Below are 26,292 nucleotides of genomic sequence, written 5' to 3' on the forward strand. Positions count from 1 at the left end.
CAACGTGCGAGACATGAGTTGCATGAGCGACAAAGCCGTCATCACCTGCGCGCTGAATGGCGTGCTCACCGACCCGAAGCAGCACAACGTGCCTGTGACGCCCGAACAGATGGCGCGCGAGGCCAAGGCTGCGTTCGATGCCGGCGCGTCCATCATGCACATCCATCTGCGCCAGCAGGCGCCGAACAAGGGGCATCTGCCGTCCTGGGAGGTCGCGGTCAGCAAGGAGATCCAGCAGGCGATCCGCGAGGCTTGCCCCGGCGTCGTCATCAACCACACTTCAGGCGTCTCAGGGCCGAACTACTCTGGCGCTCTCGAGTGCATCCGCGAAACCAGGCCGGAGATCGCAGCCTGCAATGCCGGCTCGCTGAACTATCTGAAAGTGAAGGCCGACAACACCTGGGCCTGGCCGCCGATGATGTTCGACAATGCGGTCGAGAAGGTGAAGGACTATCTCGACGTCATGAACGCGGTCGGCACGATCCCCGAGTTCGAGTGCTTCGACGTCGGCATCGTTCGCTGCGTCGGCATGTACCGCCAGGTCGGCATGTACAAGGGCCCGCTCGAGTATAATTTCGTGATGGGTGTCGCCTCGGGCATGCCTGCTGATCCCGAGCTGCTGCCGATCCTGATCAAGCTGAAGCGCCCCGAGGCGCATTGGCAAGTCACAGCGATTGGCCGCGAAGAGATCTGGCCGTTGCACCAGCGCTGCGCCGAGCTCGGCGGCCACTTGCGCACCGGTCTCGAAGACACCTTCTATCTCGCCGACGGCAAGAAGGTGACGTCGAACGGCCAGCTGATCGAGGCGGTCGCCGCCTGCGCGAGGCGTGCGGGCCGCGAGATCGCATCGCCGGCAGAGGCGCGGAAGATCTTTGGGACGAATCGCTGAAACATCCCCGTCGTTCCGGGGCGATGCGTAGCATCGAACCCGGAACCTCGAGATTCTCGGGTGCGCAATTGCGCACCAGAGTTCACGCTTCGCGTGCCCCAGAATGACGATCAAGGTCTGTCATGTCCATTCTCGAAAACACCATTTCCCCCGGCAGCGCCGCCTACCACGCCAACCGTGATGGCATGCTCGCGCTGATCGATCGCATGCGCGCGCTGGAGGAGCGCACGCGTGCAGCCTCGGCCGCAGCCAAGGACCGCTTCCACAAGCGCGGGCAATTGCTGCCGCGCGAGCGCGTCGCCCTGGTGCTCGATCCCGGCGCGCCCTTCATCGAGCTGTCGACCCTCGCCGGCTACATGTTCGCCGTGCCTGATCCGGGCAAGAGCGTGCCCGGCGGCGGCGTCATCGCCGGCATCGGCTTCGTCTCGGGCATCCGCTGCATGGTCAGCGCCAGTGATTCCGGCATCGATGCCGGCGCGCTGCAGCCTTACGGCCTCGGCAAGACGCTGCGGGTGCAGGAGCTCGCGCTGGAGAATAAGCTGCCTTACGTCCAGCTGGTCGAAAGTGCCGTCGCCAATTTGCTGCGCTACCGCGTCGAGGATTTTGTCCGTGGCGGCAACATCTTTCGCAACCTCGCCCGGCTCTCGGCCGCGGGCCTTCCCGTCGTGACCGTCACGCACGGCTCCTCCACTGCGGGCGGCGCGTATCAGACAGGCCTGTCCGACTACATCGTCATGGTGCGCGGCCGCACCCGAGCGTTCCTCGCGGGACCGCCGCTGCTGAAGGCCGCGACCGGCGAGATCGCGACCGAGGAGGAGCTCGGCGGCGCCGAGATGCATACGCAAATCTCCGGCCTCGGAGATTATCTCGCCGAGGACGATCGCGACGCGTTGCGCATCGCGCGCGAGATCATGGCGGCCATGGAATGGGAGCGGCCGGGCAGGACGGCTTCGCCATTCAAGCCGCCGCGCTACGACCAGGACGAGCTGCTCGGCATCATGCCGATGGATCACAAGCGCCCGGTCGACATGAAGCAGGTGATCGCGCGCATCGTCGACGATTCCGATTTCACCGAGATGGCGCCGAATTACGGCCCGGCCACCGTTTGCGGCCATGCCCGCATCGAAGGGCAGGCCATCGGCATCATCACCAACAACGGTCCGCTCGATCCGGCCGGCGCCAACAAGGCGACGCACTTCATCCAGGCCTGCTGCCAGACCCGTACGCCGCTGCTTTATCTGAACAACACCACCGGCTACATGGTCGGAAAATCCTACGAAGAAGCCGGCATGATCAAGCACGGCTCGAAGATGATCCAGGCGGTGACCTCGGCGACGGTGCCGCAGATCACCATCTATTGCGGCGCCTCGTTCGGTGCCGGCAATTACGGCATGTGCGGCCGCGGCTTCCATCCGCGCTTCTGCTTCTCCTGGCCCAATGCCAAGACGGCGGTGATGGGCGGCGAGCAGGCGGCCGAGACCATGGCGATCGTGACCGAGGCCGCTGCCGCCCGCCGCGGCAAGCCGATCGAGAAGGACAAGCTCGACGCGATGAAGGCGCAGATCATCGGCGTGTTCGATGGCCAGATGGACGTGTTCTCGACCAGCGCGCGCGTGCTCGACGACGGCGTGATCGATCCGCGCGACACCCGCGCGGTCTTGTCCGAAGTGCTCGCGATCTGCCGCGAGGGCGATGCGCGCACGCCTCAGCGCATGCAGTTCTCGGTGGCCCGCCCATGAGGAACGGATCAGTGCATCACCGGCCGTTCTTCAAGGTCCTGATCGCCAATCGGGGCGAGATCGCGCTACGCGTGATGCGCAGCGCACGGCAGCTCGGCCTTGGCGTCGTCGCGGTCTATTCCGATGCGGATCGCGATGCGCTCCACGTCAAGCAGGCCGACCAGGCCGTGCACATCGGCGAGGCGTTGCCCGCGCAATCCTATCTCAACATTCCCGCGATCATTGCGGCAGCCAAGGCCAGCGGCGCGGATGCCGCGCACCCCGGCTACGGCTTCCTGGCGGAGAACGAGGAGTTTGCGCAAGCTTGCAAGGAGGCGGGCCTCGTCTTCATCGGCCCGTCGCCGCAGGCGATCGAGGCCATGGGCAACAAGGCCGGGGCCAAGGAGATCATGAGGAAGGCCGGCGTGCCAATCGTCCCCGGCTATCAGGGTCTCGATCAGGGTGACGAGGTCATGCTCGCGGAGGCCAAGAAGATCGGCTTCCCCGTGATGATCAAGGCGGTCGCCGGCGGCGGCGGCCGCGGCATGCGGCTCGTCACTGAGGCGGCATCCTTCCCCGATGCACTGCGCAGTGCGCGTTCCGAGGCGAAGGCGGCGTTCGGCGACCCCACCGTCATCCTCGAACGCGCCATCCAGAATCCGCGCCACATCGAGATCCAGGTGTTCGGCGACAGCCACGGCAATGCCATCCATCTCGGCGAGCGCGACTGCTCGGTGCAGCGGCGGCACCAGAAGTTGATCGAGGAGGCGCCATCACCCGCGGTGACGCCGGAGCTGCGCGCCAGGATGGGCGAGGTCGCGGTCGCCGCCGTCAAGGCGCTGCGTTACGAGGGTGCCGGCACGCTGGAGTTCCTGCTCGACGCGCGCGGCGAGTTCTACTTCATGGAGATGAACACCCGCCTCCAGGTCGAGCATCCCGTGACCGAGGCGATCACGGGGCTCGATCTCGTCGAGCTGCAGCTGCGTGTCGCGCGCGGCGAGCCGCTGCCGATCAAGCAGCAGGACATCAAGTTCTCCGGCCACGCCATCGAGGTGCGGCTTTGCTCGGAAGATGCCGCGCAGGATTTCATGCCGCAGTCCGGCCGCATGGCGCGCTGGCAGGTGCCCGACAGCATCCGCGTCGAGCACGCGCTGCAGTCGGGCTCGGAAATCCCGCCATTCTACGATTCCATGATCGCCAAGATCATCAGCCATGGCGCGAATCGCGAGGAGGCGAGGGGGCGGCTGATCGTCGGCCTGGAGCAGCTCACGGCGTTTGGCGTGACCACGAACCAGGCGTTCCTGATGTCCTGCCTGCGTCATCCCGGCTTCGCCAAGGGTGATGCGACGACGGCGTTCACCGGCACACATCGCGACGAACTGCTGGCATCGCGTGCGGACGTGGCATTCGACACGGCGCTGGCGGGTCTGCTGCTGTACGTCACCAACCCGCGCGCGCCGCTTTGGCAGGGCGGGCGGAGCCTCGCCGCCACCTTTCCGCTGCCGGCGAAAGTCGAAATCGCCGGCCACGTGCACGAGCTCGACATCATGCGCGAACGCGACGGCAGCTACACCGTCGCCACTGGCGGCCGTCGGGACAGGTTCGCGATCGAGCAGCTCGATGCCGATGCGATCCGCTTCCGGCATGACGACGTGATGGACAGCGCCAAATTCCTGCGCGATGTTGATCGGCTCTACCTCCAGCATCGCGGCATCCCGCTTGTGGTGAATGATCTCACGCTGGCCGCGCCGAAGGCTGCGGCGAGCAATGGCGGTGACGGAAAGGTCCGCGCCGCCATGAACGGCCGCGTCGTCGCCGTGCTGGTCAAGCCGGGCGACAGCGTCACCGCCGGCCAGCCGGTGCTGACGCTGGAAGCGATGAAGATGGAGCATGTCCACAAGGCGGGCATCGATGGTGTCGTCGCCGCGATCGACGTTGCCGAGGGCGAGCAGGTGACCACGGGACGGATCGTGGTGGAGATCGGGGCGAATTAGCGCGGCGAGCGCAGTCTCGTAGGGTGGGCAAAGACGCGAAGCGCCGTGCCCACCATCGTGGCGGGCGTTGCGCTTGGGATGGTGGGCACGCTTCCGCCTTCGCTCTTCGAGCTACGGCGGACACGTCGCTTTGCCTACCCTACGGGATCGCGTTTGGCCGCCCCGTCCCTTCATTCAACAAGCACGCCACCCGGTGTCCGTCGTTCGCCTCCACCAGCGCCGGCCGCTCGGTCTTGCATCGCTCCATCGCAAACCGGCAGCGGGTGTGAAAGGCGCAGCCGGACGGCGGATTGACCGGGCTCGGCACGTCGCCGTCAACCAGCGGCGCGAGCTTCTTCGCCAGCGGATTGGCAATCGGCACCGAGGCAAGCAGCGCCTGCGTATAGGGATGCCGGGGATTGCGGAACAGCTCGTCCTTGTCGGCGATCTCGACGATCCGGCCGAGATACATCACAGCGACGCGATGGCTGATATGGGCGACCACGGCCAGATCGTGGGCGATGAACAGGTAGGAAAAGCCGTGCTGGCGTTGCAGGTCGATCAGGAGGTTGATCACTTGCGCCTGGATCGAGACGTCGAGCGCGGAGACCGGCTCGTCGCAGACGATCAGGCGCGGCTCCAGCGCCAGCGCGCGGGCGATGCAGATGCGCTGGCGCTGGCCGCCGGAGAATTGATGCGGGAAATTGCGCATCTGGTCGGGCCGCAACCCCACCTGCTCGAACAGTCTTGCGACCCGCGTCTCCAGCTCCTTGCCGCTTGCGAGCCCATGCACGGCCAGCGGCTCGCCGACGATGTCGCCCGCGGTCATGCGCGGGTTGAGCGAGGCGAACGGGTCCTGGAACACGATCTGCATCGAGCGGCGGTGCGGCCGCAGTGCCGTTTTCGAAAGATGCGTGATGTCCTCGCCGTCGAGACGGATCTGGCCCGAGGTCGGCTCGACCAGCCGCAGCACGCTGCGCGCCACCGTGGACTTTCCGCAGCCGGATTCGCCGACGAGGCCGAGCGTCTCACCGATTCCAAGCGCGAACGAAACGCCGTCGACCGCATGCACAGTGCCGACCTGCCGGCGCAGCACGCCGGCGCGTACCGGATAGTGCTTCTTGAGGTCGGTGACTTCGAGCAGCGCCGCGGTCATGCCACCTCCGCGACTTCTTCCGCGCGCCAGCAGGCCGCGAGATGGCCGCCGCCCCAATCCGCCAGCGGTGGATATTCGGCCTCGCAACGCTTGATGGCGAGCTTGCAGCGCGGCGCGAAAGCGCAGCCCTTCGGCAGCCGCACCAGTGAGGGCACCGTGCCGGGGATTTCGTTCAGCCGCGCCTGCGCGGGGACACCGGATGCGGGGACGGCCGGGATCGAGGCCATCAGCCCGCGCGTATAGGGGTGCTTTGGCGAAGCGAACAGCGCTTCGACACTGGCCTCCTCGACCTTTCGCCCCGCATACATCACGATCACGCGCTGCGCGGTCTGCGCGACGACGCCGAGATCGTGCGTGATCAGCACGAGGCCGGTGCCGAGCTCCTTCTGCAGATCGAGGATCAGCGCCAGGATCTGCGCCTGGATGGTGACGTCGAGCGCCGTGGTCGGCTCGTCGGCGATCAGCAGCGCCGGCCGGCAGGCCAGTGCCATTGCGATCATCGCCCGCTGCCGCATGCCGCCGGACAGCTGGTGTGGATATTCGCGCGCGCGCCGCGCCGGTTCGGGGATGCGCACCAGCCGCAGCATCTCGACCGCGATGTCCCGCGCTTCCTTCGCCGGGATGTTCCGGTGCAACCGCACGGCCTCGACGATCTGGTCGCCGATCCGCATCACCGGATTGAGCGAGGTCATCGGCTCCTGGAAGATCATGGAGATGCGGTTGCCCCTGACCGCGCGCATCTGCGCTTCATCCAGCGCCAGCAGGTCGGTGCCTTCGAGCGAGACGGAGCCGCCGACGATGCGGCCGGGCGGATCGGGCACGAGCCGCATCAAGGACAGCGCGGTCACGCTCTTGCCGCAGCCGGATTCGCCGACAATCGCCAGCGTCTCGCCACGCTTCACGCTGAACGAGAGGTCGTCGACGGCCTTGAACAGGCCGGAATTGGTGAAGAACACCGTCTTCAGGTTCTTCACATCGAGCACGAGATCGGATTTGTCCGCCATCAGCCGCGCTGCCTCGGATCCAGGATGTCGCGCAGGGCGTCACCGAACAAATTGGCGCCGAATACGGCGAGGCTGATCGCGATGCCCGGGAAGATCACGAGCCACGGCGCGGTGCGGACATATTCGGCGGCGGATTCGGATAGCATGCGCCCCCATGACGGATAGGGCTCGGGAATGCCGAGGCCGAGGAAGGACAGCGAGGCTTCGGTGAGGATGGTCGAGCCGAGCTGTGCGGTGGCGAGCACGATCAGCGGCGCCAGCGTGTTCGGCAGCACGTGGCGCAGCGCGATCCGCATCTCGCTCATCCCGATCGACTTGGCGGCCTCGACGAAGGGCTGCTCGCGCAGCGCCAGCGTATTGGCGCGGATGACGCGCGCGACCGTCGGGATCAGCGGAATGGCGATGGCGAGGATCACGTTGGGCAGCGACGGCCCCAGCGCAGCGGTCATCACCAAGGCCAGCACCAATAATGGCAGCGCCTGGAGAACGTCGGAGACGCGCTGGAATACGAGATCGACCCAGCCCGAGAGATAGCCGGAGGTGAGGCCGACGACCACACCGATGGTGCCGCCGAGCGCGGTCGAGCCAAGCCCGACCGCGAGCGAGATCCGCGCACCGTGGATGATGCGGCTGAACACGTCGCGGCCGAAGGAATCGGTTCCCATCCAGTGCGCCAGGCTCGGGCGCGCCAGCGCGCGAGCGGAATCGACCGTGAGCGGATCATAGCGCGCGATGACGTCGGCGAAGATCGCCGTCAGCACGAACAGTGTCATGATGACGAGCCCGGCCGCGCCAAGCACGTGCCGCTGCGCCATGAACAGCACGCGCCGCCAGCCCCCGGTCGCATGCGCGCCGGCCCGCCTCAGTTCAACGTCGAAGTCGATCGCGGCCATGTGAGGCTCCGCAGGGAGATGAACCTCTCCCCATCGGGGAGGGGTCGGCGCATAGCGCCGGGTGAGGGGGCTCAGGTCTCAGGACGGAGTGTAACCCCTCACCCCGATTGCATCTTCCGATGCAATCCGACCTCTCCCTACGGGAGAGGTGAGTCACCATCGTCGCTCGGCTTGGTTTCATTGAATCAATCCGTGTACCTGATCCGTGGGTCGAACACCGCGTAGAGCATGTCGACGGTGAAATTGGCGAACACGACCACGACGGCAATGAACATCACGAGGTTCTGCACGATCGGATAGTCCCGCCAGCGGATCGCCTCCACCAGGAAGCGCGCGACGCCGGGGATGTTGAACACCGTCTCGGTGACGATCAGGCCGCCGATCAGGAACGCCGCCTCGATGCCGATCACGGTGATCACGGGCAGGATCGCGTTCTTCAGCGCGTGGTGATAGTTCACGGCCGCATCGGAGGCGCCCTTGGCGCGGGCGGTGCGGATATAGTCCTGCCGCAGCACCTCCAGCATCGAGGAGCGGGTGATGCGCATGGTCAGCGCCGCGCTGCGGAAGCCGACGGCGGCGGCCGGCACGGCGTAGGTCGCGAACGCCTCGAGCCAGGTCTGCGGATTGGGATTGAAGATCGGCATCTGGCCGAACATCGCCACCGACGCGGTGAGGATCAGAAGGCCGAGCCAGAACGAGGGCAGCGACAGGCCGCTGAGGCTGACGACGCGAAGCGCGTAGTCGAGCTTTGTGCCCTGCTTCACCGCGCTGATGACGCCTAAGGGAATGCCGATCGAAGCCGAGAACAATAGCGCGAGACCGGCGAGTCTCGCCGTGATCGGGATCCGCGGCAGGATCTCCTGGAGCGCCGGCTTCTCCGAGACGTAGGAATAGCCAAAATCGCCGCGCAGCAAGCCGCCGATCCAGTGCAGATATTGCGCAACCAATGGCTGGTCGATGCCGAGCTGCTTCTCGAGATCAGCCTTGTCGGCGGGATCGACGTAGCCGGCGGCAGCGAACAGGATATCGACGATATTGCCGGGCACGATGCGCAGCAGGAAGAAGATGACGACCGAGATCCCGAACAGGGTCACGAGCATCAGGAACAGGCGCCGCACCAGATAGGCAAACATGCATCGCCCTCCGCGCTAGTCGTCAGCCTCGCGAGCTACTTGTCGAGCCACACATCCTCGTAGCGGAAGCCGTTGTAGGAGCTGTTCGACATGATCGTGACGCCCTTGACATAGGGCTGCCAGCAGGTACCTGCCCGTGCATGGAAGATGATCGGGCGGGCGACGTCCTCCTGCAGCTTCTTGTCGATATCCCACACCAGCGGCTTGCGCTTGCTGGCGTCGGTCTCCTGCGACTGCACATCGAACAGCTTCTCGATCTCCTTGTTGCAGTAGTTGGTGTAGTTCCGCTCCGAGCCGCAGGAATAGTTCTCGTAGAAGGACTGGTCGGGATCGTCGACGGAATTGCCGGTCAGATTGAGGCCGAGCATGTAGTCCTTGCGCGCGACTTTCGGAAACCAGTTCGCGGTTTCCACCACGTCGAGCTCGCCGTCGATATAGATGCTCTTGAGCTGGTCGATCAGGATCACCGCGGGGTCGCGATATTCGGCGAGATTGCGCGTCGAGACCTTCACCGCGAGATGCTTGTCGGGGCCGTAACCCGCCTTCTGCATCAGCTTCCTGGCTTGCTCCCGGTTTGCGTTCACGTCCCGGCCATAGCCTGGAATGGTCTCCAGCTTGTCCCTGGGCATGCCCCAGATGCCTTGAGGCGGCGGCAGCATGGTGCCGCCGATATCGGCCTGGCCTTCGAACAGGATGTCGACGAAGGCCTTGCGGTCGAGTGCGAGCGACATGGCCCGGCGAATATCGATGTTGTCGAACGGCGCGGAGGTCGAATTGACGATGATGTTGGTCGAAACGTTGGTCGGTTCGACGACGCAAACCGCGTTCGGCGCCTGCGACTTGACGTCCTTCAGGAGCGGGATCGTGATGTGCGTCGGGAAGGTCATGTCGAACTTGCCGGCGACGAAAGCGAGAATCGCGGTCGAGCGGTTCGTGATGATCGTGTACTCGACGCCGTCGAGATGGGGCAGGCCCTTCTTCCAATAGTCCGGATTTCGCGTCAGCTTGATCGATTCATTGGCCTTGAACTCGACGAACTTGAACGGCCCGGTTCCGATCGGATGGGTGCGCATGTCCGCCGGCGAGACATGACAGGGATAGATCGGCGTGTAACCGGACGCGAGCATCGCCAGCAGCGAGGGCTGCGGGCGCTTCAGGTCGAAGGAAACCTCGACGTCGCCGCTCGTCGTGACGTCGTTGACTTCGCTGTACCAGGTCTTGCGCGGATTTTGCCGCAGCTTCTGCTGCGATTTGCCCATCAAGAGATCGAAGGTGCATTTGACGTCGGCCGATGTGAACGGCTTGCCGTCGTGCCATTTGACGCCCTGACGAAGCTTGAATGTCAGCTTCTTGTTGTCGCTGCTCCAGGACCAGCTTTCGGCGAGCTCAGGCCTCAGCGTATCAGGACTGTTCTGCGCGATGTGCTGGTCGTAGATGACGAGATTGTTGAACACCCCCATGAACGGCACGTTGATCGAGTAGGTCGCGCCCTCGAGGATGGAGGCGTTGGCCGGACTGTCGCGGTGATACATCCGCAGGATACCGCCCTGCTTAGGCTCGCCGGCGAGCGTGGCGGTTGAGGCCGTCAGCACAGATAGCGCCGCCATTGCGGCGAGCGCCCACACGCTCCGCATGCTCATCCTCCCTGGACCTCGGCCTTTTGCGGCCTGTTTGTCGTAACGATAGCGAGGCGCGAGCAGCGAGGCAACGGGCTAACGCTCTTTATGGCCTTGGTAATTTGGATGACGTAACGCCGCAGGAGTTTCAAACTTTCACGATGTGCGAGTGCAGGTGCGAACAGGCAGTTCCCGCGTCGACTTTGTGGGTAGCGATGTCACAAGCTCCGCCGTCGTCCCGGACAAGCGCAGCTCTTGGCAACGCGTAGCGTTGTCCAGGGCGGAGCGCCAGATCCAGAACCCATAACCACAGGGAGCAGTTGCAGCACGAAGCTGGCAACCACGAGTCTTCATCAAACCACTTCCTGTGGCTGGGTCCCGGATCGGCGCGTGCTTGAGGTGCGCTTGTCCGGGACGACAGCGGTGTGTGCGGCACAGCCCCCTCACACGATTCGCGACGCCTTGTTCCCCCAATACCGGTCCCTGAGCAGCCGCTTGTACAGCTTCCCTGTTGGCAGCCGCGGCAATTCCTTGTCGAAATCGACCGAGCGCGGCACCTTCTGCCGTGACAGCGATTTTGCGCAGAACGCGATCAGCTCTTCGGCGAGAGCCGGCCCCGGCACCACGCCCGGCATCGGCTGCACCACCGCCTTCACCTCTTCCCCGAGATCGGCATTGGGCACGCCGAACACCGCGGCGTCGGCGACCTTCCGGTGGGTGATCAGCAGATTCTCGCATTCCTGCGGATAGATGTTCACCCCGCCGGAGATGATCATGAAGGTCGCGCGATCGGTGAGGTACAGGAAGCGGTCCTTATCGACATAACCGACGTCGCCGACCGTGCTCATGCTGCTGTCGGCCGAGCGCGCTTCCCGGGTCTTCTCGGGGTCGTTGAAATATTCGAACGGCGAGGCGGTCTTGAACCAGACCTGGCCGGGCGTGCCGGTCGGGCACTCCCGCATGTTCTCGTCGAGAATGTGGAGGTCGCCGAGCAGCACCTTGCCGACGGTGCCGCGGTGGCCGAGCCATTCCTCGCTGTTGCAGGCGGTGAAGCCGAGGCCTTCGGTCGCGCCGTAATATTCGTGGATGATCGGGCCCCACCATTTGATCATGTCGTCCTTGACCAGGGCCGGGCAGGGCGCGGCGGCATGGATCGCGATCTCCAGCGACGACAGATCGTAGCGATTGCGCACCTCCTCCGGCAACTTCAGCATGCGCGAGAACATCGTCGGCACCAACTGCGTGTGGGTGATGCCCCATTGCTCGACGAGCTGGAGGTAACGCTCGGGATCGAAGCTCTCCATGATGATCACGGTGCCGCCCATGCGGATCGTGAGGTTCACGGCGGCCTGCGGAGCGGAATGATAGAGCGGGGCCGGCGAGAGGTAGACCATGCCCTCGCGGTAGTGCCAGAGCTTGGTCAGAAAATCGAACAGCGGCAGATTGTGCTTCGGCGGCTCCTCCGGCAGGGGCCGCAGGATGCCCTTCGGCCGTCCGGTCGTGCCGGACGAATAGAGCATGGCGGTGCCGAGCCATTCATCCGCGATCGGTGTTGCCGGCATGTCCGCGGTCATGTCCGCGAGCCCGACGATACGTTCGCTCTCACCCGGACCGTCGGCGACGATGCAGAGCCTGACGTCGGGGCAAGCCTGGATCGCCTCGCGCGCGATGTCGAGCTTTGCGACCGACGTGATCAGGATCTTCGACTGGCTGTTGACGAGGAGATAGGCGAGCTCGTTCGGCGTCAGGAAGGAGTTGATGCAGGTGTAGTACAGCCCGGAACGCTCGCCCGCGCCGCAGGCCTCCAGATAGCGCGAATTGTTCTCCATGAAGATCGAATAATGGTCGAGCCGCTTCAAGCCGTGCTTGCGGAACAGATGCGCCAGGCGATTGCTGCGCGCCTCCAGCTCGCGATAGGTGACGGCCTCGCCGGTCGCCGCCATGATGAACGCGGGCTGCAGCGGGCGCAGGCGGGCATGGTGACCAGTATACATCTATCCTCCGGCTGGGATCATGCGGCGAGAAGCAGGATTTCTTTGATGTCGGCGGGACCGGCGATCTTGCGCGGGTTGCGCGGGATCCAGTTCGTGCGCATCGCGGCTTCCGCGATGCCATCGAAATGCTCCGGCAAGACGCGCACGTCCGCAAGGCTGCGCGGCATGCCGAGCGAGCGGATGAAGGCATCGAGCACGTCGGCGGCGTCACGGCCGGGATAGCCCATCGCGGCGGCGACGATCACCTGGCGCTCGGCATTGTCGTGCGCATTCCAGCGCATCACCGCCGGCAGCATGACGCAGGAGGTGTAGCCGTGCGGCACGTCGAAGGCGGCGCCCAGCACGTAGCCGATGCCGTGGCTCGCGCCCATCGGCACGCCGGCCGCGAGCGCGCCCATCGACAGCCAGGTCCCGATCTGCGCATCCATGCGAGCGTCGAGATCGGCGGGGTCCGCCTTCACCCGCGGCAACGCGTCGGCGAGCATGGCGAGGCCCTTCACCGATTGCGCATCGGCATAGGGGTGCGTCTCGCGCGAGCAGATCGCCTCGACGCAATGGTCGACCGCGCGGATCCCGGTCGAGAGGAACAGCCATTCCGGCGTGTGCACGGTGATGCCTGGATCGAGGATGGTCGCGCGCGGCACCGTGAGCGGATGCCGCAGCATCTGCTTCACGTTGGTGCTGCGGTCGGTCACGCCCGCGATCGAACTGAACTCGCCGCCGGCGATCGTGGTCGGCACGCTGACCTGCCGCACGGTCGGCGCGTTCATCTCGGGCGCGACACCCTTGTGCACGCGGATGCGCTCGATGCCTTCGATATCGTCAATGCCGTTGGCGAGGCAGAGCTGCACCGCCTTGGCGCCGTCAGTGATCGAGCCGCCGCCGACGGTGACGATCAGGTCGGCACCCGTCTCGCGTGCCGCATTGGTTGCCGCGATCACCGCCTCGCGCGGCGTATGCGCCGGCATGGCGTCGAACAGGCCGGCGCAGCGCTCACCGAGCGCGTCCTTGATTTTCGTGATCTCGTCGGTTTGACGGTTCAGCGTGCCCGATACCATCAGGAAAGCGCGGCGGGTTCCCAGCCGGTCCATCTGCGCGACGACGGCGCCGGCCGCAGGATGGCCGAACACGACCTCCTCGATCGCGCCGAAAACGACACGTCCCTGGTGCACGCCTCTCCTCCCCGGACAATTCGTCTTTATTTTTGTGAGGAGAAGTCTAGCCGAGCCCGCCGCGCCCGTCATGCGCGAAGACGCTGGCCGTTTCTTACCCTCCCCTGGAGGGGGAGGGTCGGCTGACATTGAGCGTAGCGAAATGTGAGCCGGGGTGGGGTGACGGTCTTTCCACATCGAATACTGCCCGTGGGGAGAGATCACCCCACCCCGCTCGCGCTGCGCGCGATCGACCCTCCCCCTTCAGGGGAGGGTGGCGAGCATCGCCTGTCGTCACCCATCTCGCACTCCCCGTGTGCGGTTGGCTCCCTGTCAACCCGCCATCCGGTCAGGATCTCTTCCCAGCATTGCGCGCGACCTGGTCTTGAAGTGTTCATCTTTGCTACCCATCTTGTGGCGCCCGCAGGTAGAGGCGTACCCTGCTTTTCTGCGGCTTTGATGCGAGGACCTGGGATGAGCGGACCGGACGGAAGCGAGCAGTTTGTCAAAAAGCACGATTTCGTTCAGCTCAGCGCCATCGCCGGGTTTCTCGCCGCGGCGTTCGCCCTGTCCGGCTGCGACAAGCCGGCATCACAGGCTGCTGCCCCGCCGCCGGCGCCGGTGACGGTCGCCCAGCCGGTCAAGCGCATCGTCACTGATTGGGACGAGTTCACCGGCCGCTTCGAGGCGGTCGAGGAGGTGCAGGTGCGGCCGCGCGTCGGCGGTTTCGTCAATTCGGTCGAATTCCAGGACGGCGCCATCGTGCGTCAGGGCGATCTGCTCTACGTGATCGACCCGCGCCCGTTCGAGGCAGTGGCCACGCAGGCGGAGGGCCAGCTGTCGGATGCACGGGCCAAGGTGGAGCTCGCCAAGCGCGAGCTCGATCGCGGCTTGAACCTGGTGCAGACCAGCGCCGTCTCCGAGCAGGTCGTCGATCAGCGTCGCCAGGCGCTGCAGGCTGCGCACGCCGCCGAGACGCAGGCCGAAGGCGCGCTCAAGGCGGCCAAGCTCAACATCGAGTTCACGCATGTGACGGCGCCACTGACCGGCCGCGTCAGCCGCCACCTCGTCAGCCCCGGCAATCTCGTGCAGGGCAGCGATACCGGCACTTCGACGCTGCTGACCTCGATCGTCGCGCTGGATCCGATCTACGTCTATTTCGACATGGATGAAGCGACCTTCATCAAATACAGCAAGCTGTGGTTCGAGGGACGACGCCCCAGCTCGCGTGACACCGCGAACCCGGTGCAGGTGACGCTCGCCGGCGAAACCAAGCCGTCCCACGAGGGCACCATCAACTTCCTCGACAACCGCCTCGACGTCTCCACGGGAACGCTGCGCAGCCGCGCCGTGGTCAAGAACACCGATCTGTCGATTCTGCCGGGCCAGTTCGGCCGCGTCCGCCTGATCGGCAGCGCGCCTTACGAGGCATTGCTGATTCCGGACGTCGCGATCGCGACCGACCAGTCCCGCAAGATCGTGTTCGTGGTCAAGCCTGACGACACGGTCGAGGCGCGTCCCGTGGTGCTCGGGCCGCTGGATGACGGCCTGCGCGTGATCCGCGAAGGGCTGAAGGCCGAGGATCGCGTCATCGTCAACGGCATCCAGCGCGCCCGCGTCGGCGCCAAGGTCGCCCCGCAGACCGCGCAAGCCCCAGTCGGTGGCAAGTCATGAACCTCGGCCGTCTCTCCATCAACCAGCCCATCCTGGCGATGGTGCTGTCGATCGTGCTCTTGATCGTCGGCGCGCTGGCCTACACGACGCTGCCGGTCTCCGAATATCCGCAAGTGGTGCCGCCGACCGTCGTCGTCACCACGCAATATCCCGGCGCCTCCGCGCAGACCGTGTCGGACACGGTGGCCGCTCCGATCGAGCAGGAGATCAACGGCGTCGAGGACATGCTGTATCTCTACAGCCAGGCGACCTCGAACGGCCAGCTTACCATCACCGTCACCTTCAAGCTCGGCACCGATCTCGACAAGGCCCAGGTGCTGGTGCAGAACCGTGTCGCGATCGCGCAGCCGCGCCTCCCGGAGGAGGTCCAGCGCAACGGCGTCACCACGCGCAAGAACTCGCCCGACATCCTGATGGTCGTGTTCATGCTGTCGCCGGACGACACGTTCGACCAGCTCTACATCTCGAACTACGCGCTGCTCCAGGTCCGTGATCAGCTCTTGCGCCTCGATGGCGTCGGCGACATCCAGATCTTTGGCGCGCGCGACTATTCGATGCGGCTGTGGCTCGATCCTGACCGCATTGCCAATCTCGGCCTGACCTCGGCCGAGGTGTTGGCGGCGATCCGCGCCCAGAACGTGCAGATTGCCGGCGGCCAGATTGCCGAGCCGCCGATCGCCGACCGCGCCTTCCAGCCGAACCTCACCTTCACCGGGCGTTTGAAGGACCAGAAGCAGTTCGAGGACATCCTGATCAAGGCCGGCTCCGACGGCCGGGTCGTTCGTTTGCGCGACGTTGCCCGCATCGAGCTCGGGGCGCTGGCCTATTCCACCAACAGTTTCCTGCTACGCAAGTCGGCGGTCGCCATGCTGGTGACGCAGCGGCCCGGATCGAACGCGCTTGCGACGGCAAAGAACATCTCCGACACCATGACGAGGCTCAAGGAGAGCTTTCCGAAAGGCCTCGACTACAACATCGGCTACAATCCGACCGAGTTCATCGCCCAGTCCGTCCACGAGCTGATCAAGACCATCTACGAGGCCATGCTGCTCGTGGTCGTCGTCGTGCTGGTGTTCCTGCAGGGATGGCGGCCCGCGATCATTCCGATCATCGCGATCCCGGTCTCGCTGGTCGGCACTTTCGCGGTCATGGCGGCGCTTGGATTCTCCATCAACAATCTCACCCTGTTCGGGCTCGTCCTCGCCGTCGGCATCGTGGTCGATGATGCCATTGTCGTGGTCGAGAATGTCGAGCGCCATCTCGAGCACGGCCTCAGTCGTCGCGATGCCGCGCTGAAGACGATGGAGGAGGTCGGCGGCGCGCTGGTCTCGATCGCCCTGGTGCTATGCGCGGTGTTCGTCCCGACCGCGTTCCTCGGCGGCATCTCCGGGCAGTTCTTCCAGCAATTCGCCGTCACCATTGCCGTTGCGACCGCGATCTCCTGCTTCTGCTCGCTGACGCTGTCGCCGGCGCTGGCCTCGCAGATCCTCACCCCGCACGAAGAGAAGCGGCCGCCGGCCGCCTGGAATGTCATCGCGCGGGCGTGGGGTGCCTTCACCGGCGTGTTCAACCGCGTTTTCGACCGGCTCTCGCACGGCTACGCGGGTCTCGCCAATTTCGTCATCCGCCATTCGGTGGTGATGCTCCTGATCTATGTCGTGCTGATCGGCAGCGCCGGCTGGCTGATCGTGACCACGCCGCAGGGCTTCATCCCGGCGCAGGATCGTGGCTACGTCATCATATCCGTGCAATTGCCAGGCGCGGCCTCGCTGGCGCGCACCACGGAGGTCGTGCGCGAGATCGAGCGGATCTCGCTGGATACGCCGGGCATCGTCCGCGTCGCCGCCTTCGCCGGCTTCTCCGGCGCCACGCGCACGCAGGCCGGCAACGCAGCCGCGCTGTTCCCGGTGTTCGACGAGCCGGAGGCGCGGCTGAAGAAGGGCCTGTCCGCGAACGCCATCACGGCCGAGCTGCGCAAGCGCCTGTCCGCGATCCAGGGCGCGTTCATCATCGTGATTCCGCCGCCGGCCGTGCCCGGCATCGGCACTGGCGGCGGCTTCACCATCCGCGTCCAGGACCGTCAGGGTCGCGGACCCGAAATGCTCGCGGCCGCGACCGACGAGCTGGTTGCTGCTGCGCGCAAGGCGCCGACGCTGACGTCGGTGTTCTCGCCGTTCACCGCCAACACGCCGCAGCTCTTCGTCGACATCGACCGCACCAAGGCGCAGAAGCTGGGCGTGCCCATCTCCAACATCAACGACACGATCCAGACCTATTTCGGGTCGACCTATGTCAACGACTTCAATCTGTTCGGCCGCACCTACCACGTCACCGCGCAGGGTGATTTCCCGTACCGCAAGGAGCCCAGCGACCTGGCGCGCCTGCGCACGCGCAACGCCTCCGGCGACATGGTGATGCTCGGCAGCGTGGTCGAGTTCAGGGACGTCTCGGGTCCCGACCGCGTCGCGCGCTACAATCTCTATGCGGCGTCCGAATTGCAGGGCGAGCCGGCGCCTGGCACCAGCTCGACCACTGCGCTCAACACCATCAAGCAGCTTGCGAACGACACCTTGCCGAGCGGCTTCACCTTCGAGTGGACGGACCTGTCCTATCAGCAGGTCACCGGCGGCAATGCCGGTCTCTACGTGTTCCCGATCTGCGTGCTGTTCGTCTATCTCGTGCTCGCCGCGCAATATGGTAGCTGGACACTGCCGTTCGCGGTGATCCTGATCGTGCCGATGTGCCTGTTAGCGGCCACCATCGGCGTGCGCATCATGGGTCAGGACGTCAACATCCTCACCCAGATCGGCTTCGTCGTGCTGGTGGGATTGGCGGCGAAGAACGCGATCCTGATCGTCGAGTTCGCGCGCGACATCGAGCTCGAAGGCAAGCCGCGGCTGGAGGCCGTGATCGACGCCTGCCGGCTGCGCTTGCGGCCGATCCTGATGACTTCGTTCGCCTTCATTCTCGGCGTCTTGCCGCTGGTGATCTCGAGCGGCTCCGGCTCGGAGATGCGGCAGGCCGTGGGTGTCGCCGTGTTCTTCGGCATGCTCGGCGTCACCCTGTTCGGGCTTCTGTTCACGCCGATCTTCTACGTGGTGGTGCGGAACCTGGCAGAGGGGCGCAGGGGCAAGAAGCCGGAGCTGGCTGCGTAATCAGTGTGGCCAGCGGCGCATCCACGTCCTCCGCTGTCGTCCCGGACAAGCGCAAGCGCAGATCCGGGACCCATACTCCCAGCGAGCGGTTTGGCGAAGGCTGGTAACCACGAGTCTTCGCCAAACTTCGTTCCGGGGGTATGGGTCCCGGATCTACGCGCGCTTGAGGCGCGCTTGTCCGGGACGACAGCGGAGAATTTGGCGCACACATACTAACGACCAACATCGAAATGGATGGGCACACGCGGGGTTCTTCACTAGTATCCGCGCGATTTCACAACAGAAGACTGCTGGGAGATAACATATGAAATCAGCCCTTTGGGCCGCTGTCGCAACCTCCGCCCTCTTGCTCGCTGCGCCGGCTTCCGCGCAAGGCGTCAAGATCGGCATCCTCAACGATCAGTCCGGCGTCTATGCCGACTACGGCGGCAAATGGTCGGTTGAAGCGGCCAGGATGGCTATCGAGGATTTCGGCGGCGAGGTGCTCGGCCAGAAGATCGAGCTCGTCACCGCGGACCACCAGAACAAGCCGGATCTCGCCAGCTCGATTGCACGGCGCTGGTACGACGTCGAGAACGTCGACATGATCACGGAGCTGACGACCTCTTCGGTCGCGCTCGCGATCCACGAACTGTCCAAGGAAAAGAAGAAGATCGACATCGTGGTCGGTGCCGCGACCTCGCGTCTCACCGGCGATGCCTGCCAGCCCTACGGCTTCCACTGGGCCTATGACACCCGCGCGCTCGGCGTCGGCACCGGCGGCGCGCTGACCAAGGCCGGCGGTGACACCTGGTTCTTCCTCACCGCGGACTACGCCTTCGGCTACGCGCTGGAGAAGGACACCAGCGAGATCGTCACCGCCAACGGCGGCAAGGTGCTCGGCTCGGTGCGCGTGCCGCTCAATTCGTCGGACTTCTCCTCCTTCCTGCTGCAGGCGCAGAGCTCGAAGGCGAAGATCGTGGGCCTTGCCAACGCCGGCCTCGACACCACCAACTCGATCAAGCAGGCGTCCGAGTTCGGCATCGTCGCCAGTGGTCAGAAGCTCGCGGGCCTCTTGATGACGCTCGCCGAGGTCAACGGCCTCGGCCTTCAGGCCGCGCAAGGTCTGGTGCTGACCGAAGGCTATTATTGGGATCTCAACGACAAGACCCGCAATCTCGGCGAACGCTTCTTCAAGCGCACCGGGCGGATGCCGAGCATGATCCACGCCGGCACCTATTCGGCGACGCTGAGCTATCTCAAGGCGGTGAAGGCCGCCGGTACCAAGGATCCGGATGCGGTCGCCAAGAAGCTGAAGGAGCTGCCGGTCGACGACGATTTCGCGAAAGGCAAGGTGCTCGAGAACGGCCGCATGGTCCACGACATGTATCTGTTCGAGGTCAAGAAGCCCTCGGAGTCGAAGAAGCCCTGGGACTATTACAAGCTGCTCGCCACCGTCCCCGGCGACAAGGCCTTCTTCACCGCCAAGGAAAGCGGCTGTCCATTGACGAAGTAGGGAAGAGGCACAGCGAGCGCCACACACTCGCTGTCGTCCCGGACAAGCGCGCCTCAAGCGCGCGCCGATCCGGGATCCATATCCACAGGCAGACGTGGCTACGGGGACTCGGAGTTATCTGCTCGCGCTACAACTTCTCCCTGTGGGTATCGGTCCCGGATCTGCGCTGCGCTTGTCCGGGACGACACCGAGTATGTTGCGGCCTCCCGCCTCTCACACCAGCCGCAACGTCACCGCCCCCAGCGCCCCGACCCACAGCGCGATGGCGGCGAGGCTCTGGATCGCGAAGCCCGTGCCGCGCTTGGCCGCAGCCTTCGAATAGCCGACGAAATAGACGATACGGCCGATGATCCAGACCACGCCGATGCCGGCTGCGATGGCGTCGCTGATATAGACCGCGAACAGCCACAGCGCCGGGAGGAAGATCGGCATCCATTCCAGCGTGTTCATCTGGATGCGGAAGGCCCGTTCGAAATCCGGATGGCCCGACATCGCAGGCACCTTGACGCCGGTCTTGGTGCGCGAGCGCGAGACGTTGACGGCGGTGAAGAAATAAAATGCGATCGCCAGCAGCGTGACGAGGGCGGTGAGATGATACATCGTTAGTTCCTTCGAAGAGATCGCGTCTCAATAGCCGGTCAGCTCGAGATAGCCAACGCCGTCATGCGTCCCGGAAAAGCTGATCGGCCCTTCCCAATAGGAAAAGCCGGTCCCCATCCAGGCCCTGGGATTGAGCGGCTTGCACAGGATCGAGAATGATCGCGAGGGGATCGCGATCTGCCATTCCACCGGCAAACTGCGTCCAGCGACATCCGCGGTGGCCTTCGGCATCATCCGGATGTCGCCACTCGCGATCATCTGCGTGCCGCCGCCGGCGCTGATCCAGTTGCCGAACGGATAATCCTTACCGTCCTTCTGCCGCAGCCGGTACAGCATCAGCTTGTCGCCGGATGAAAGATGCAGCGAGAGCCAGTCCCAGCCGGTCTGGTCGGCATCGAGCGGCTGGCTGCTCCATTCCCTGTCCATCCAGGCCTGGCCCGAGACGTCGACGGGCCTGTCGTCGATGGTGAGCGTACCGCGCGCGCGATAGAACGGCTGGCTGTAATAGTAGGACGCCTGGCCGCGCTCCGACTTGCGGCTGTAGCCGCCATCGCCTTGCAACACCACCGGCCGATCGGCCTCCAGCGTCAGCGCATAGCTGAAATCGGTGCCGGACGCCTTCAGCGTCAGCGGCGCCAACGTGCGATCGTCGGTGCGATCGAGACCCTTCATCTCCCAATCGTCGATCCAGGCATCGAACGGCTTGGCCGTCACGCCGGCTTGCCCCACGCCACCGCGTGAAAACGTTTCGGTGAAGCGGTGAGTGTCGGCCCGTGTCACCGCGGCATGCGCCATCCACACCTGCTGGTTGGCCCAGCCTTCGCCCTGCGGGCCCGGCTGCGCGGCCTGACGGAACAGCGTCCATTGCAGGCCGCAAGCCGCGCCGCTCGCGTCGACGAGGTTTGCCGTGAGATACCACCACTCGATACGAAACACCGGATGCGGCCCGTGATCGGTGGGGAAGCTGAACGCCTTTCCCGGCATCACCTTCGCAAATCCGTCGGCGGTCTCGCCGAGCCCGGCATAACCCTGCGCGCTGGCGCGGTGCGCGAGAGCAAGGGCGGCAATGCCGCCGGCGAAACTGCGCCGCGAGATTGCTTCAGCGCTCATTGGCAAACACCTTGATCAGGTTCGCCGGCTGCATCCGCGCCAGCCTCGCCACCGGCAGCAGCGCCGCAAGCAGCGAGGCGAGCAGCGCGACCGCGACCAGCTCGATCAATTGCAACGGAAATACATGGAACGGCAGCCGCCAGCCAAACGCCTTCACGTTCACGATTGCAATCAGGCACCACGCCACCAACAGTCCGAGCGGCACGGCCAGCAGCGCCGTGAACAGCGCGACCGAGAGCGTCTTGGTCAGCTCGATCGCGGCAAGGCGCGGCCGCGTGATGCCGATCGCCCACAGCGGCGCAAGCTGCGGCAGGCGGGAGTTGGCCAGCGTGAGCAGGCTGGTGAGAAGCGCAATGCCCGCGACGCCGAGCGTGAAGGCATTCAGCGCCGACGTCACCGCAAAGGTGCGGTTGAAGACGCGGATCGATTCCGCCCTCACCGTCGCCTGGTCGGCCACGCTGCGGTCGTCGAGCCCGAACTGCTTCTGCAGGGCAGCGATCAGGCCGGAGATGTTCTCTCTCGCGACGATCAGGCCGATCCGGGTCTGCGGCGTCTGTGGAAACTGCCGGATCAGCGCGGCGACGTTCACCGTGAGCTGCCCCTTGGGGTTGCCGTAATCGGCATAGATGCCGACGATGTCGAGCTCCCAGGTCCCGCCTGGCGCCGGCACCTCGACGACGTCACCGAGGCGCACATTCAGTCGGCGGCTCAGCTGCTCGCTGATGAAGGCGGCATTGCCCGGCACCAGCCGGGTCCAGGCGCGCGGCGCGGCTTCCAGCAGGGGCCAGCGCTCGCGATACAGCGCGTGATCGGGCAGGCCGAGCAATTCGACCGATTGGCCCTGGATTTGCGCCTCGGCGCGTCCGCCCGAGAGGATCCCCTGAACCTCACTGCGGTCCTTCAGCCAGCTCCGGATCGCAACGCCTTGCGCATTGTCGGAGGCGCTGATGTAGACGTCGGCGGCGAGCCGACCGTTGAGCCAGCCGATGAAGGTGCGGCTGAACGTGTCCACCATGGTGGACACCCCGACATTGACCGCGAGCGCGAGCAGCAGCGCCATCAGCGCGAGCGACAATCCGGATAGCTGTTGTCGGCTGTCCGCCCAGAACCACAGCGCAAGCGGGCCTCGCGCGACGCGCTGGCCCACGAGCAGGATGATGTCGAGGAAGGCCGGCAGGATCAGCGCCGCACCCAACATCAGCGCCGCGAGCACGCCGAACCCTGCGATCAGCGATTGTCCGTAATGGAGCAGCAGCAGTGCGACCGCGAACACGGCGCAGGCCGCACAGCTCTGCAGGATAAGCCAGCGGCGCTGCCGCTGCTGCCAGGCCCCCGGCTGCGCCGTCGCCAGCACCGGCATCCTGATCGCCTTGATCAGGCTCGTTGCCGCCGCAACGAGCGCGCCGGCGACGCTGATGCCGATGCCGGCGAGCCACCATTCGGGGCGTAACGTGAGCTGCCCCGGAATCCGCGCGCCATAGAGTCCGCGCAGCGAGGCCGCGACGTCGGGCAGCAAGGCCGCCGCGATGAAATAGCCGCAGACAAGCCCGATCAGGCCTGCCACCAGCGCCAGTGCCACGAGCTCGACCACCAGCACCGTGTTGACCAGCCGCGCCGAGGCACCGCAGGCCCGCAAGGTCCGCAGCATCGGCAGCCGCTGCTCGAAGGCGAGGCCGACGGCCGAGTTGACGATGAACAGGCCGACGAAGAACGACAGCAGGCCGAAGGCGGTGAGGTTGAGATGAAAGCTGTCGGTGAGACGCTCCAGCTCCGTCTCCGCATTCGGCTCGACCCGCTGCAACTGCTCGCCGACGACGCTCGCGAGCGGCATCGGCTTGCCCCTCGGCTGTCCGATCAGCAGCCGCGACACCTGATCCGGCTTGCTGAGGAGGCGCTGTGCCACGCCGATATCGACCACGAGCACATCGGGCGCGAGCTGCGGCTGCACGCGCAGCGGCGGCAGTTCTGCGCCATTGCTGATCGCCGGCGCCGCGCCTTCCGGCTCCTGCAAGTCGGCCAGCGTCTCCCGCGCCACCAGCGTCTGGCCCGGCGGCGCAACAAAGCTGCTCAGATCCGCGGCGCCGAGGCGCGGCGCGTTGCCGACATCGGCGGGCAGTGTCACCGGCTCGATCCCGAGCAGCCGCAGCGAGCGCCCGTTGATCTGCACCCGTCCCTCCAGCACCGGCGACACCGGCCACCCGGCGCGGCGGAGTTTTATGAACAGCTCCTGCGGGAAAGTCGCCGCATTGGGAGCGACCAGCATCGCCGTGCGCACGCCGCCAAAGGTCGCGGCGGCGCGGTCATAGGCGCTACGGGCCTGCTGGTTGATCGCCTGCACGCCGCTCCACAGCGCGGTCGCCGCGATCAGCCCGATCAGCAGCGTCGCGAACTGCATCTTGTGGCGCCGCCAATGGCTGAGCAGCACGGCGAGGATCCACAGCGCGCGCCTCATGCGATTCGTCCCGCATGCAAGGTGAGATGACGGTCGAGCGTCGCGGCCAGATGCAGGCTGTGCGTCACCATCAGGAAGCCGCAGCCGGTGCGCGCGACGAGGTCGCGCGTCAGCGCCAGCACGTCCTCGGCGGTGGCTTCGTCGAGATTGCCGGTCGGCTCGTCCGCAAGCAGCAGCGAGGGCTTTGTCGCCAGCGCCCGGCCAATCGCGACCCGCTGCTGCTGGCCGCCTGATATTTGCTCTGGATAACGTTTGAGCAGGCTGCCGAGTCCGAGCCGCTCGACAAGCTCCTTGGTCCAGGCCGCGTCATGCCGGCCGGCGATCCGCGCCTGGAAGGCGAGATTGTCCGCGACGGAGAGGCTCGGGATCAGGTTGAATTGCTGAAAAACCAGGCCGATGCGGTCGCGCCGCAAGCTGGCGCGTCCGGCATCCGACAGCTTGGTGACCTCGATCTCCTCCAGCCGGATCGTGCCGCCATCGGCGGCGTCTAACCCTGCGATCAGGTGCAGCAATGTGCTCTTGCCACTGCCGGATTCACCCGTCAGCGCGACGCGTTCGCCAGCCTTGAGGTCGAGATCGACGCCGCGCAGCACGTGGACCGGCTCGCCGGCCGAGGAGAACGTCTTGGAAAGATTTCGGATGCTCAGCACGATGAATGGCGCCGGACGGAATTAACGGAATTGCTGCGTAGCACACCTGCCGGGGAAATGCCGGGTTGCGTTGGTCTCGAAGCCGTTGTTAGCTTCCAAGACGGCCAAATCAAAAAAGTGCCAAAAGACATGCGGGGAGATTCATGAGCGCTCAGGGAACGCCGGCGGCGGCGGGCAAGACGACAAGGACGCCAAAGGGCGCCTGGACCATCACCTTTCTCCTGTTCCTCTTCATGCTGGTGAATTTCGCCGACAAGATCGTCGTGGGTCTTGCCGGCGTGCCGATCATGACTGATCTGAAGCTCACCCCGGAGCAATTCGGCCTGCTCGGCTCTTCCTTCTTCTTCCTGTTCTCGATCGCTGCGATCGTGGTCGGCTTCATCGTCAACAAGGTGCCGACGCGCTGGGTGCTGCTGGCGTTGGCTGTCGTCTGGGCGCTGGCGCAATTTCCGATGGTTGGCACCGTCTCCTTCACCACGCTCCTGATCTGCCGCATTGTGCTGGGCGCCGGCGAAGGCCCGGCCTTCTCGGTCGCCGCGCATGCCATCTACAAATGGTTCCCCGACGAGAAGCGCACGCTGCCCACCGCGATCCTGTCGCAGGGTTCGGCCTTCGGCGTCATCCTCGCGGTGCCGGCGCTGAACTGGATCATCGTCAACCATTCCTGGCACTATGCCTTCGGCGCGCTCGGTGTCGTCGGCCTGATCTGGGTCGCGGCCTGGCTCGCGCTCGGCAAGGAAGGGCCGCTGGAGGACACGCAAATCTCGGCCGCGACCGAGTCGAAGATTCCCTATTTGCAGCTTCTCACCTCGCGCACCTTCATCGGCTGCGTCGCCGCAACCTTCGGCGCCTATTGGGCGCTGTCGCTCGGCCTGACCTGGTTCACGCCGTTCATCGTCAAGGGGCTCGGCTTCTCGCAGAGCCAGGCTGGCTTCATCTCGATCCTGCCCTGGGTGTTCGGCGCCACCATCGTCATTCTCACCGGCTGGATCTCGCAGGTGATGATGGCGCGCGGCTACAACACCCGCGTGGCGCGCGGCGTGCTCGGCTCGGTGCCGCTGGTGATCGGCGGGCTGATCCTGGCGACGATGCCGCATGTCCAGGGCGCGGGCCTGCAGATCGCGCTGCTCGTGGTCGGCTCGGGCCTGTGCGGGGCGATCTATGTCGTCTGCCCGCCCATGCTCGGCGAGTTCACCCCGACGTCGCAGCGCGGCGCGATTCTCGCGATCTATGGTGCACTCTACACGCTGGCCGGCATCATCGCGCCGGCCGTGATGGGGGCCACGATCCAGCGTGCCGGCAGCACGCTCGATGGCTACATGACCGGCTTCACCATCAACGCGGTGATCATGGTCGGCTCCGGCCTTCTCGGCCTGCTCCTGCTCTGGCCGAACACCGAGCGCGCCAGGCTGACGCGCAGCATCGCCCCGCAGGCCAGCGCGCTGAAGGGCGCGGTGTCGCCGGGGTAAGGGGGGCGCGCTCTTTCTTACCCTCCCCTGGAGGGGCAGGGCGATCGCATATGCTTTCACGGGGACTGTCCGCGGGCTTGCTCCGCCTCTCCCGCTTGCGGGAGAGGCCGACGCGCCCCGGGCGATGCGAAGCATCGTCCCGCGCGCGGCGGGTGAGGGC

General features: G+C 65.5%; 18 protein-coding genes. 7 read left to right on the forward strand and 11 right to left on the reverse strand.

What is annotated here, in order from left to right; all coding sequences use genetic code 11:
- The first annotated feature begins 22 nt into the window (after positions 1–22).
- The 3 genes from CVM73_RS32775 to CVM73_RS32785 all read left to right on the forward strand — a co-directional run bounded on the left by CVM73_RS32775 (position 23) and on the right by CVM73_RS32785 (position 4,601).
- The gene (locus tag CVM73_RS32775) at positions 23–889 is read left to right on the forward strand and encodes a beta-keto acid cleavage family enzyme (protein ID WP_100235904.1); all 867 of its coding nucleotides are present in this window, start codon (positions 23–25) and stop codon (positions 887–889) included.
- A gap of 122 nt (positions 890–1,011) precedes the next feature.
- Complete coding sequence (locus CVM73_RS32780) at positions 1,012–2,628, forward strand: acyl-CoA carboxylase subunit beta (protein WP_100235905.1); 1,617 nt, start codon at positions 1,012–1,014, stop codon at positions 2,626–2,628.
- The gene (locus tag CVM73_RS32785) at positions 2,625–4,601 is read left to right on the forward strand and encodes an acetyl/propionyl/methylcrotonyl-CoA carboxylase subunit alpha (protein WP_100235906.1); all 1,977 of its coding nucleotides are present in this window, start codon (positions 2,625–2,627) and stop codon (positions 4,599–4,601) included. The genes CVM73_RS32780 and CVM73_RS32785 overlap by 4 nt, the downstream gene beginning before the upstream one ends.
- 139 nt (positions 4,602–4,740) lie before the next feature.
- On the opposite strand, the gene CVM73_RS32790 is transcribed toward CVM73_RS32785, so the two are convergent.
- The 7 genes from CVM73_RS32790 to CVM73_RS32820 all read right to left on the reverse strand — a co-directional run bounded on the left by CVM73_RS32790 (position 4,741) and on the right by CVM73_RS32820 (position 13,548).
- Positions 4,741–5,736 (reverse strand): ABC transporter ATP-binding protein, encoded by a 996-nt coding sequence (locus CVM73_RS32790; protein WP_100235907.1) that lies wholly within the window; start codon positions 5,734–5,736, stop codon positions 4,741–4,743.
- Positions 5,733–6,740, reverse strand: a complete 1,008-nt coding sequence (locus CVM73_RS32795; RefSeq protein WP_100235908.1) for an ABC transporter ATP-binding protein — start codon at positions 6,738–6,740, stop codon at positions 5,733–5,735. The genes CVM73_RS32790 and CVM73_RS32795 overlap by 4 nt, the downstream gene beginning before the upstream one ends.
- Positions 6,740–7,633: an ABC transporter permease gene (locus CVM73_RS32800; protein ID WP_100235909.1), complete on the reverse strand. Its 894-nt coding sequence runs from the start codon at positions 7,631–7,633 to the stop codon at positions 6,740–6,742. The genes CVM73_RS32795 and CVM73_RS32800 overlap by 1 nt, the downstream gene beginning before the upstream one ends.
- A 185-nt stretch (positions 7,634–7,818) precedes the next feature.
- Positions 7,819–8,766 carry an ABC transporter permease gene (locus CVM73_RS32805; protein WP_100235910.1) on the reverse strand — a complete coding sequence of 316 codons (948 nt, stop codon included), beginning with the start codon at positions 8,764–8,766 and terminating at the stop codon, positions 7,819–7,821.
- 35 nt (positions 8,767–8,801) lie between these two features.
- A complete protein-coding gene (locus tag CVM73_RS32810) occupies positions 8,802–10,400 on the reverse strand; it encodes an ABC transporter substrate-binding protein (protein ID WP_100235911.1) in 1,599 nt (532 codons plus the stop codon).
- Positions 10,401–10,825: 425 nt separating this feature from the next.
- Positions 10,826–12,376, reverse strand: coding sequence for an AMP-binding protein (locus CVM73_RS32815; protein WP_100235912.1), 1,551 nt, complete (start codon positions 12,374–12,376; stop codon positions 10,826–10,828).
- Positions 12,377–12,393: 17 nt separating this feature from the next.
- Complete coding sequence (locus CVM73_RS32820; RefSeq protein WP_167407188.1) at positions 12,394–13,548, reverse strand: iron-containing alcohol dehydrogenase; 1,155 nt, start codon at positions 13,546–13,548, stop codon at positions 12,394–12,396.
- Between the two features lie 453 nt (positions 13,549–14,001).
- Between CVM73_RS32820 and CVM73_RS32830 the strand changes: the two genes are divergently transcribed.
- The 3 genes from CVM73_RS32830 to CVM73_RS32840 all read left to right on the forward strand — a co-directional run bounded on the left by CVM73_RS32830 (position 14,002) and on the right by CVM73_RS32840 (position 19,851).
- Positions 14,002–15,201: an efflux RND transporter periplasmic adaptor subunit gene (locus CVM73_RS32830; RefSeq protein WP_167407189.1), complete on the forward strand. Its 1,200-nt coding sequence runs from the start codon at positions 14,002–14,004 to the stop codon at positions 15,199–15,201.
- Entirely contained in the window at positions 15,198–18,356 is a 3,159-nt protein-coding gene (locus CVM73_RS32835) for an efflux RND transporter permease subunit (RefSeq protein WP_100235916.1), read from the forward strand. Before CVM73_RS32830 ends, CVM73_RS32835 begins: the two co-directional genes overlap by 4 nt.
- Positions 18,357–18,660: 304 nt before the next feature.
- The gene (locus CVM73_RS32840; RefSeq protein WP_100235917.1) at positions 18,661–19,851 is read left to right on the forward strand and encodes an ABC transporter substrate-binding protein; all 1,191 of its coding nucleotides are present in this window, start codon (positions 18,661–18,663) and stop codon (positions 19,849–19,851) included.
- A gap of 213 nt (positions 19,852–20,064) precedes the next feature.
- Here the strand turns inward: CVM73_RS32840 and CVM73_RS32845 are convergent, their stop codons facing one another.
- The 4 genes from CVM73_RS32845 to CVM73_RS32860 are packed head-to-tail and all read right to left on the reverse strand — an operon-like array spanning position 20,065 to position 24,663.
- Positions 20,065–20,451, reverse strand: coding sequence for an MAPEG family protein (locus CVM73_RS32845; RefSeq protein WP_100235918.1), 387 nt, complete (start codon positions 20,449–20,451; stop codon positions 20,065–20,067).
- A 27-nt stretch (positions 20,452–20,478) separates the two neighbouring features.
- A complete protein-coding gene (locus tag CVM73_RS32850) occupies positions 20,479–21,561 on the reverse strand; it encodes a lipocalin-like domain-containing protein (RefSeq protein WP_100235919.1) in 1,083 nt (360 codons plus the stop codon).
- Positions 21,551–24,013 carry an ABC transporter permease gene (locus CVM73_RS32855; RefSeq protein ID WP_100235920.1) on the reverse strand — a complete coding sequence of 821 codons (2,463 nt, stop codon included), beginning with the start codon at positions 24,011–24,013 and terminating at the stop codon, positions 21,551–21,553. The genes CVM73_RS32850 and CVM73_RS32855 overlap by 11 nt, the downstream gene beginning before the upstream one ends.
- A complete protein-coding gene (locus CVM73_RS32860; RefSeq protein ID WP_100235921.1) occupies positions 24,010–24,663 on the reverse strand; it encodes an ABC transporter ATP-binding protein in 654 nt (217 codons plus the stop codon). Before CVM73_RS32860 ends, CVM73_RS32855 begins: the two co-directional genes overlap by 4 nt.
- A 143-nt stretch (positions 24,664–24,806) precedes the next feature.
- Here CVM73_RS32860 and CVM73_RS32865 point away from each other — a divergent pair, with 143 nt between their 5' ends.
- Complete coding sequence (locus CVM73_RS32865) at positions 24,807–26,132, forward strand: MFS transporter (RefSeq protein ID WP_100235922.1); 1,326 nt, start codon at positions 24,807–24,809, stop codon at positions 26,130–26,132.
- Positions 26,133–26,292: the final 160 nt, after the last annotated feature.

The sequence above is a fragment of the Bradyrhizobium forestalis genome (genome assembly GCF_002795245.1).
In the GTDB taxonomy this organism is placed as follows: Bacteria; Pseudomonadota; Alphaproteobacteria; order Rhizobiales; family Xanthobacteraceae; genus Bradyrhizobium; species Bradyrhizobium forestalis.

Bases quoted from the DNA above. Each gene is read 5' to 3' on its own strand.
- CVM73_RS32775 (WP_100235904.1), top strand. From the start codon at position 23: ATGAGCGACAAAGCCGTCATCACCTGCGCGCTGAATGGCGTGCTCACC.
- CVM73_RS32780 (WP_100235905.1), top strand. From the start codon at position 1,012: ATGTCCATTCTCGAAAACACCATTTCCCCCGGCAGCGCCGCCTACCAC.
- CVM73_RS32785 (WP_100235906.1), top strand. From the start codon at position 2,625: ATGAGGAACGGATCAGTGCATCACCGGCCGTTCTTCAAGGTCCTGATC.
- CVM73_RS32790 (WP_100235907.1), bottom strand. From the start codon at position 5,736: ATGACCGCGGCGCTGCTCGAAGTCACCGACCTCAAGAAGCACTATCCG.
- CVM73_RS32795 (WP_100235908.1), bottom strand. From the start codon at position 6,740: ATGGCGGACAAATCCGATCTCGTGCTCGATGTGAAGAACCTGAAGACG.
- CVM73_RS32800 (WP_100235909.1), bottom strand. From the start codon at position 7,633: ATGGCCGCGATCGACTTCGACGTTGAACTGAGGCGGGCCGGCGCGCAT.
- CVM73_RS32805 (WP_100235910.1), bottom strand. From the start codon at position 8,766: ATGTTTGCCTATCTGGTGCGGCGCCTGTTCCTGATGCTCGTGACCCTG.
- CVM73_RS32810 (WP_100235911.1), bottom strand. From the start codon at position 10,400: ATGCGGAGCGTGTGGGCGCTCGCCGCAATGGCGGCGCTATCTGTGCTG.
- CVM73_RS32815 (WP_100235912.1), bottom strand. From the start codon at position 12,376: ATGTATACTGGTCACCATGCCCGCCTGCGCCCGCTGCAGCCCGCGTTC.
- CVM73_RS32830 (WP_167407189.1), top strand. From the start codon at position 14,002: ATGAGCGGACCGGACGGAAGCGAGCAGTTTGTCAAAAAGCACGATTTC.
- CVM73_RS32835 (WP_100235916.1), top strand. From the start codon at position 15,198: ATGAACCTCGGCCGTCTCTCCATCAACCAGCCCATCCTGGCGATGGTG.
- CVM73_RS32840 (WP_100235917.1), top strand. From the start codon at position 18,661: ATGAAATCAGCCCTTTGGGCCGCTGTCGCAACCTCCGCCCTCTTGCTC.
- CVM73_RS32845 (WP_100235918.1), bottom strand. From the start codon at position 20,451: ATGTATCATCTCACCGCCCTCGTCACGCTGCTGGCGATCGCATTTTAT.
- CVM73_RS32850 (WP_100235919.1), bottom strand. From the start codon at position 21,561: ATGAGCGCTGAAGCAATCTCGCGGCGCAGTTTCGCCGGCGGCATTGCC.
- CVM73_RS32855 (WP_100235920.1), bottom strand. From the start codon at position 24,013: ATGAGGCGCGCGCTGTGGATCCTCGCCGTGCTGCTCAGCCATTGGCGG.
- CVM73_RS32865 (WP_100235922.1), top strand. From the start codon at position 24,807: ATGAGCGCTCAGGGAACGCCGGCGGCGGCGGGCAAGACGACAAGGACG.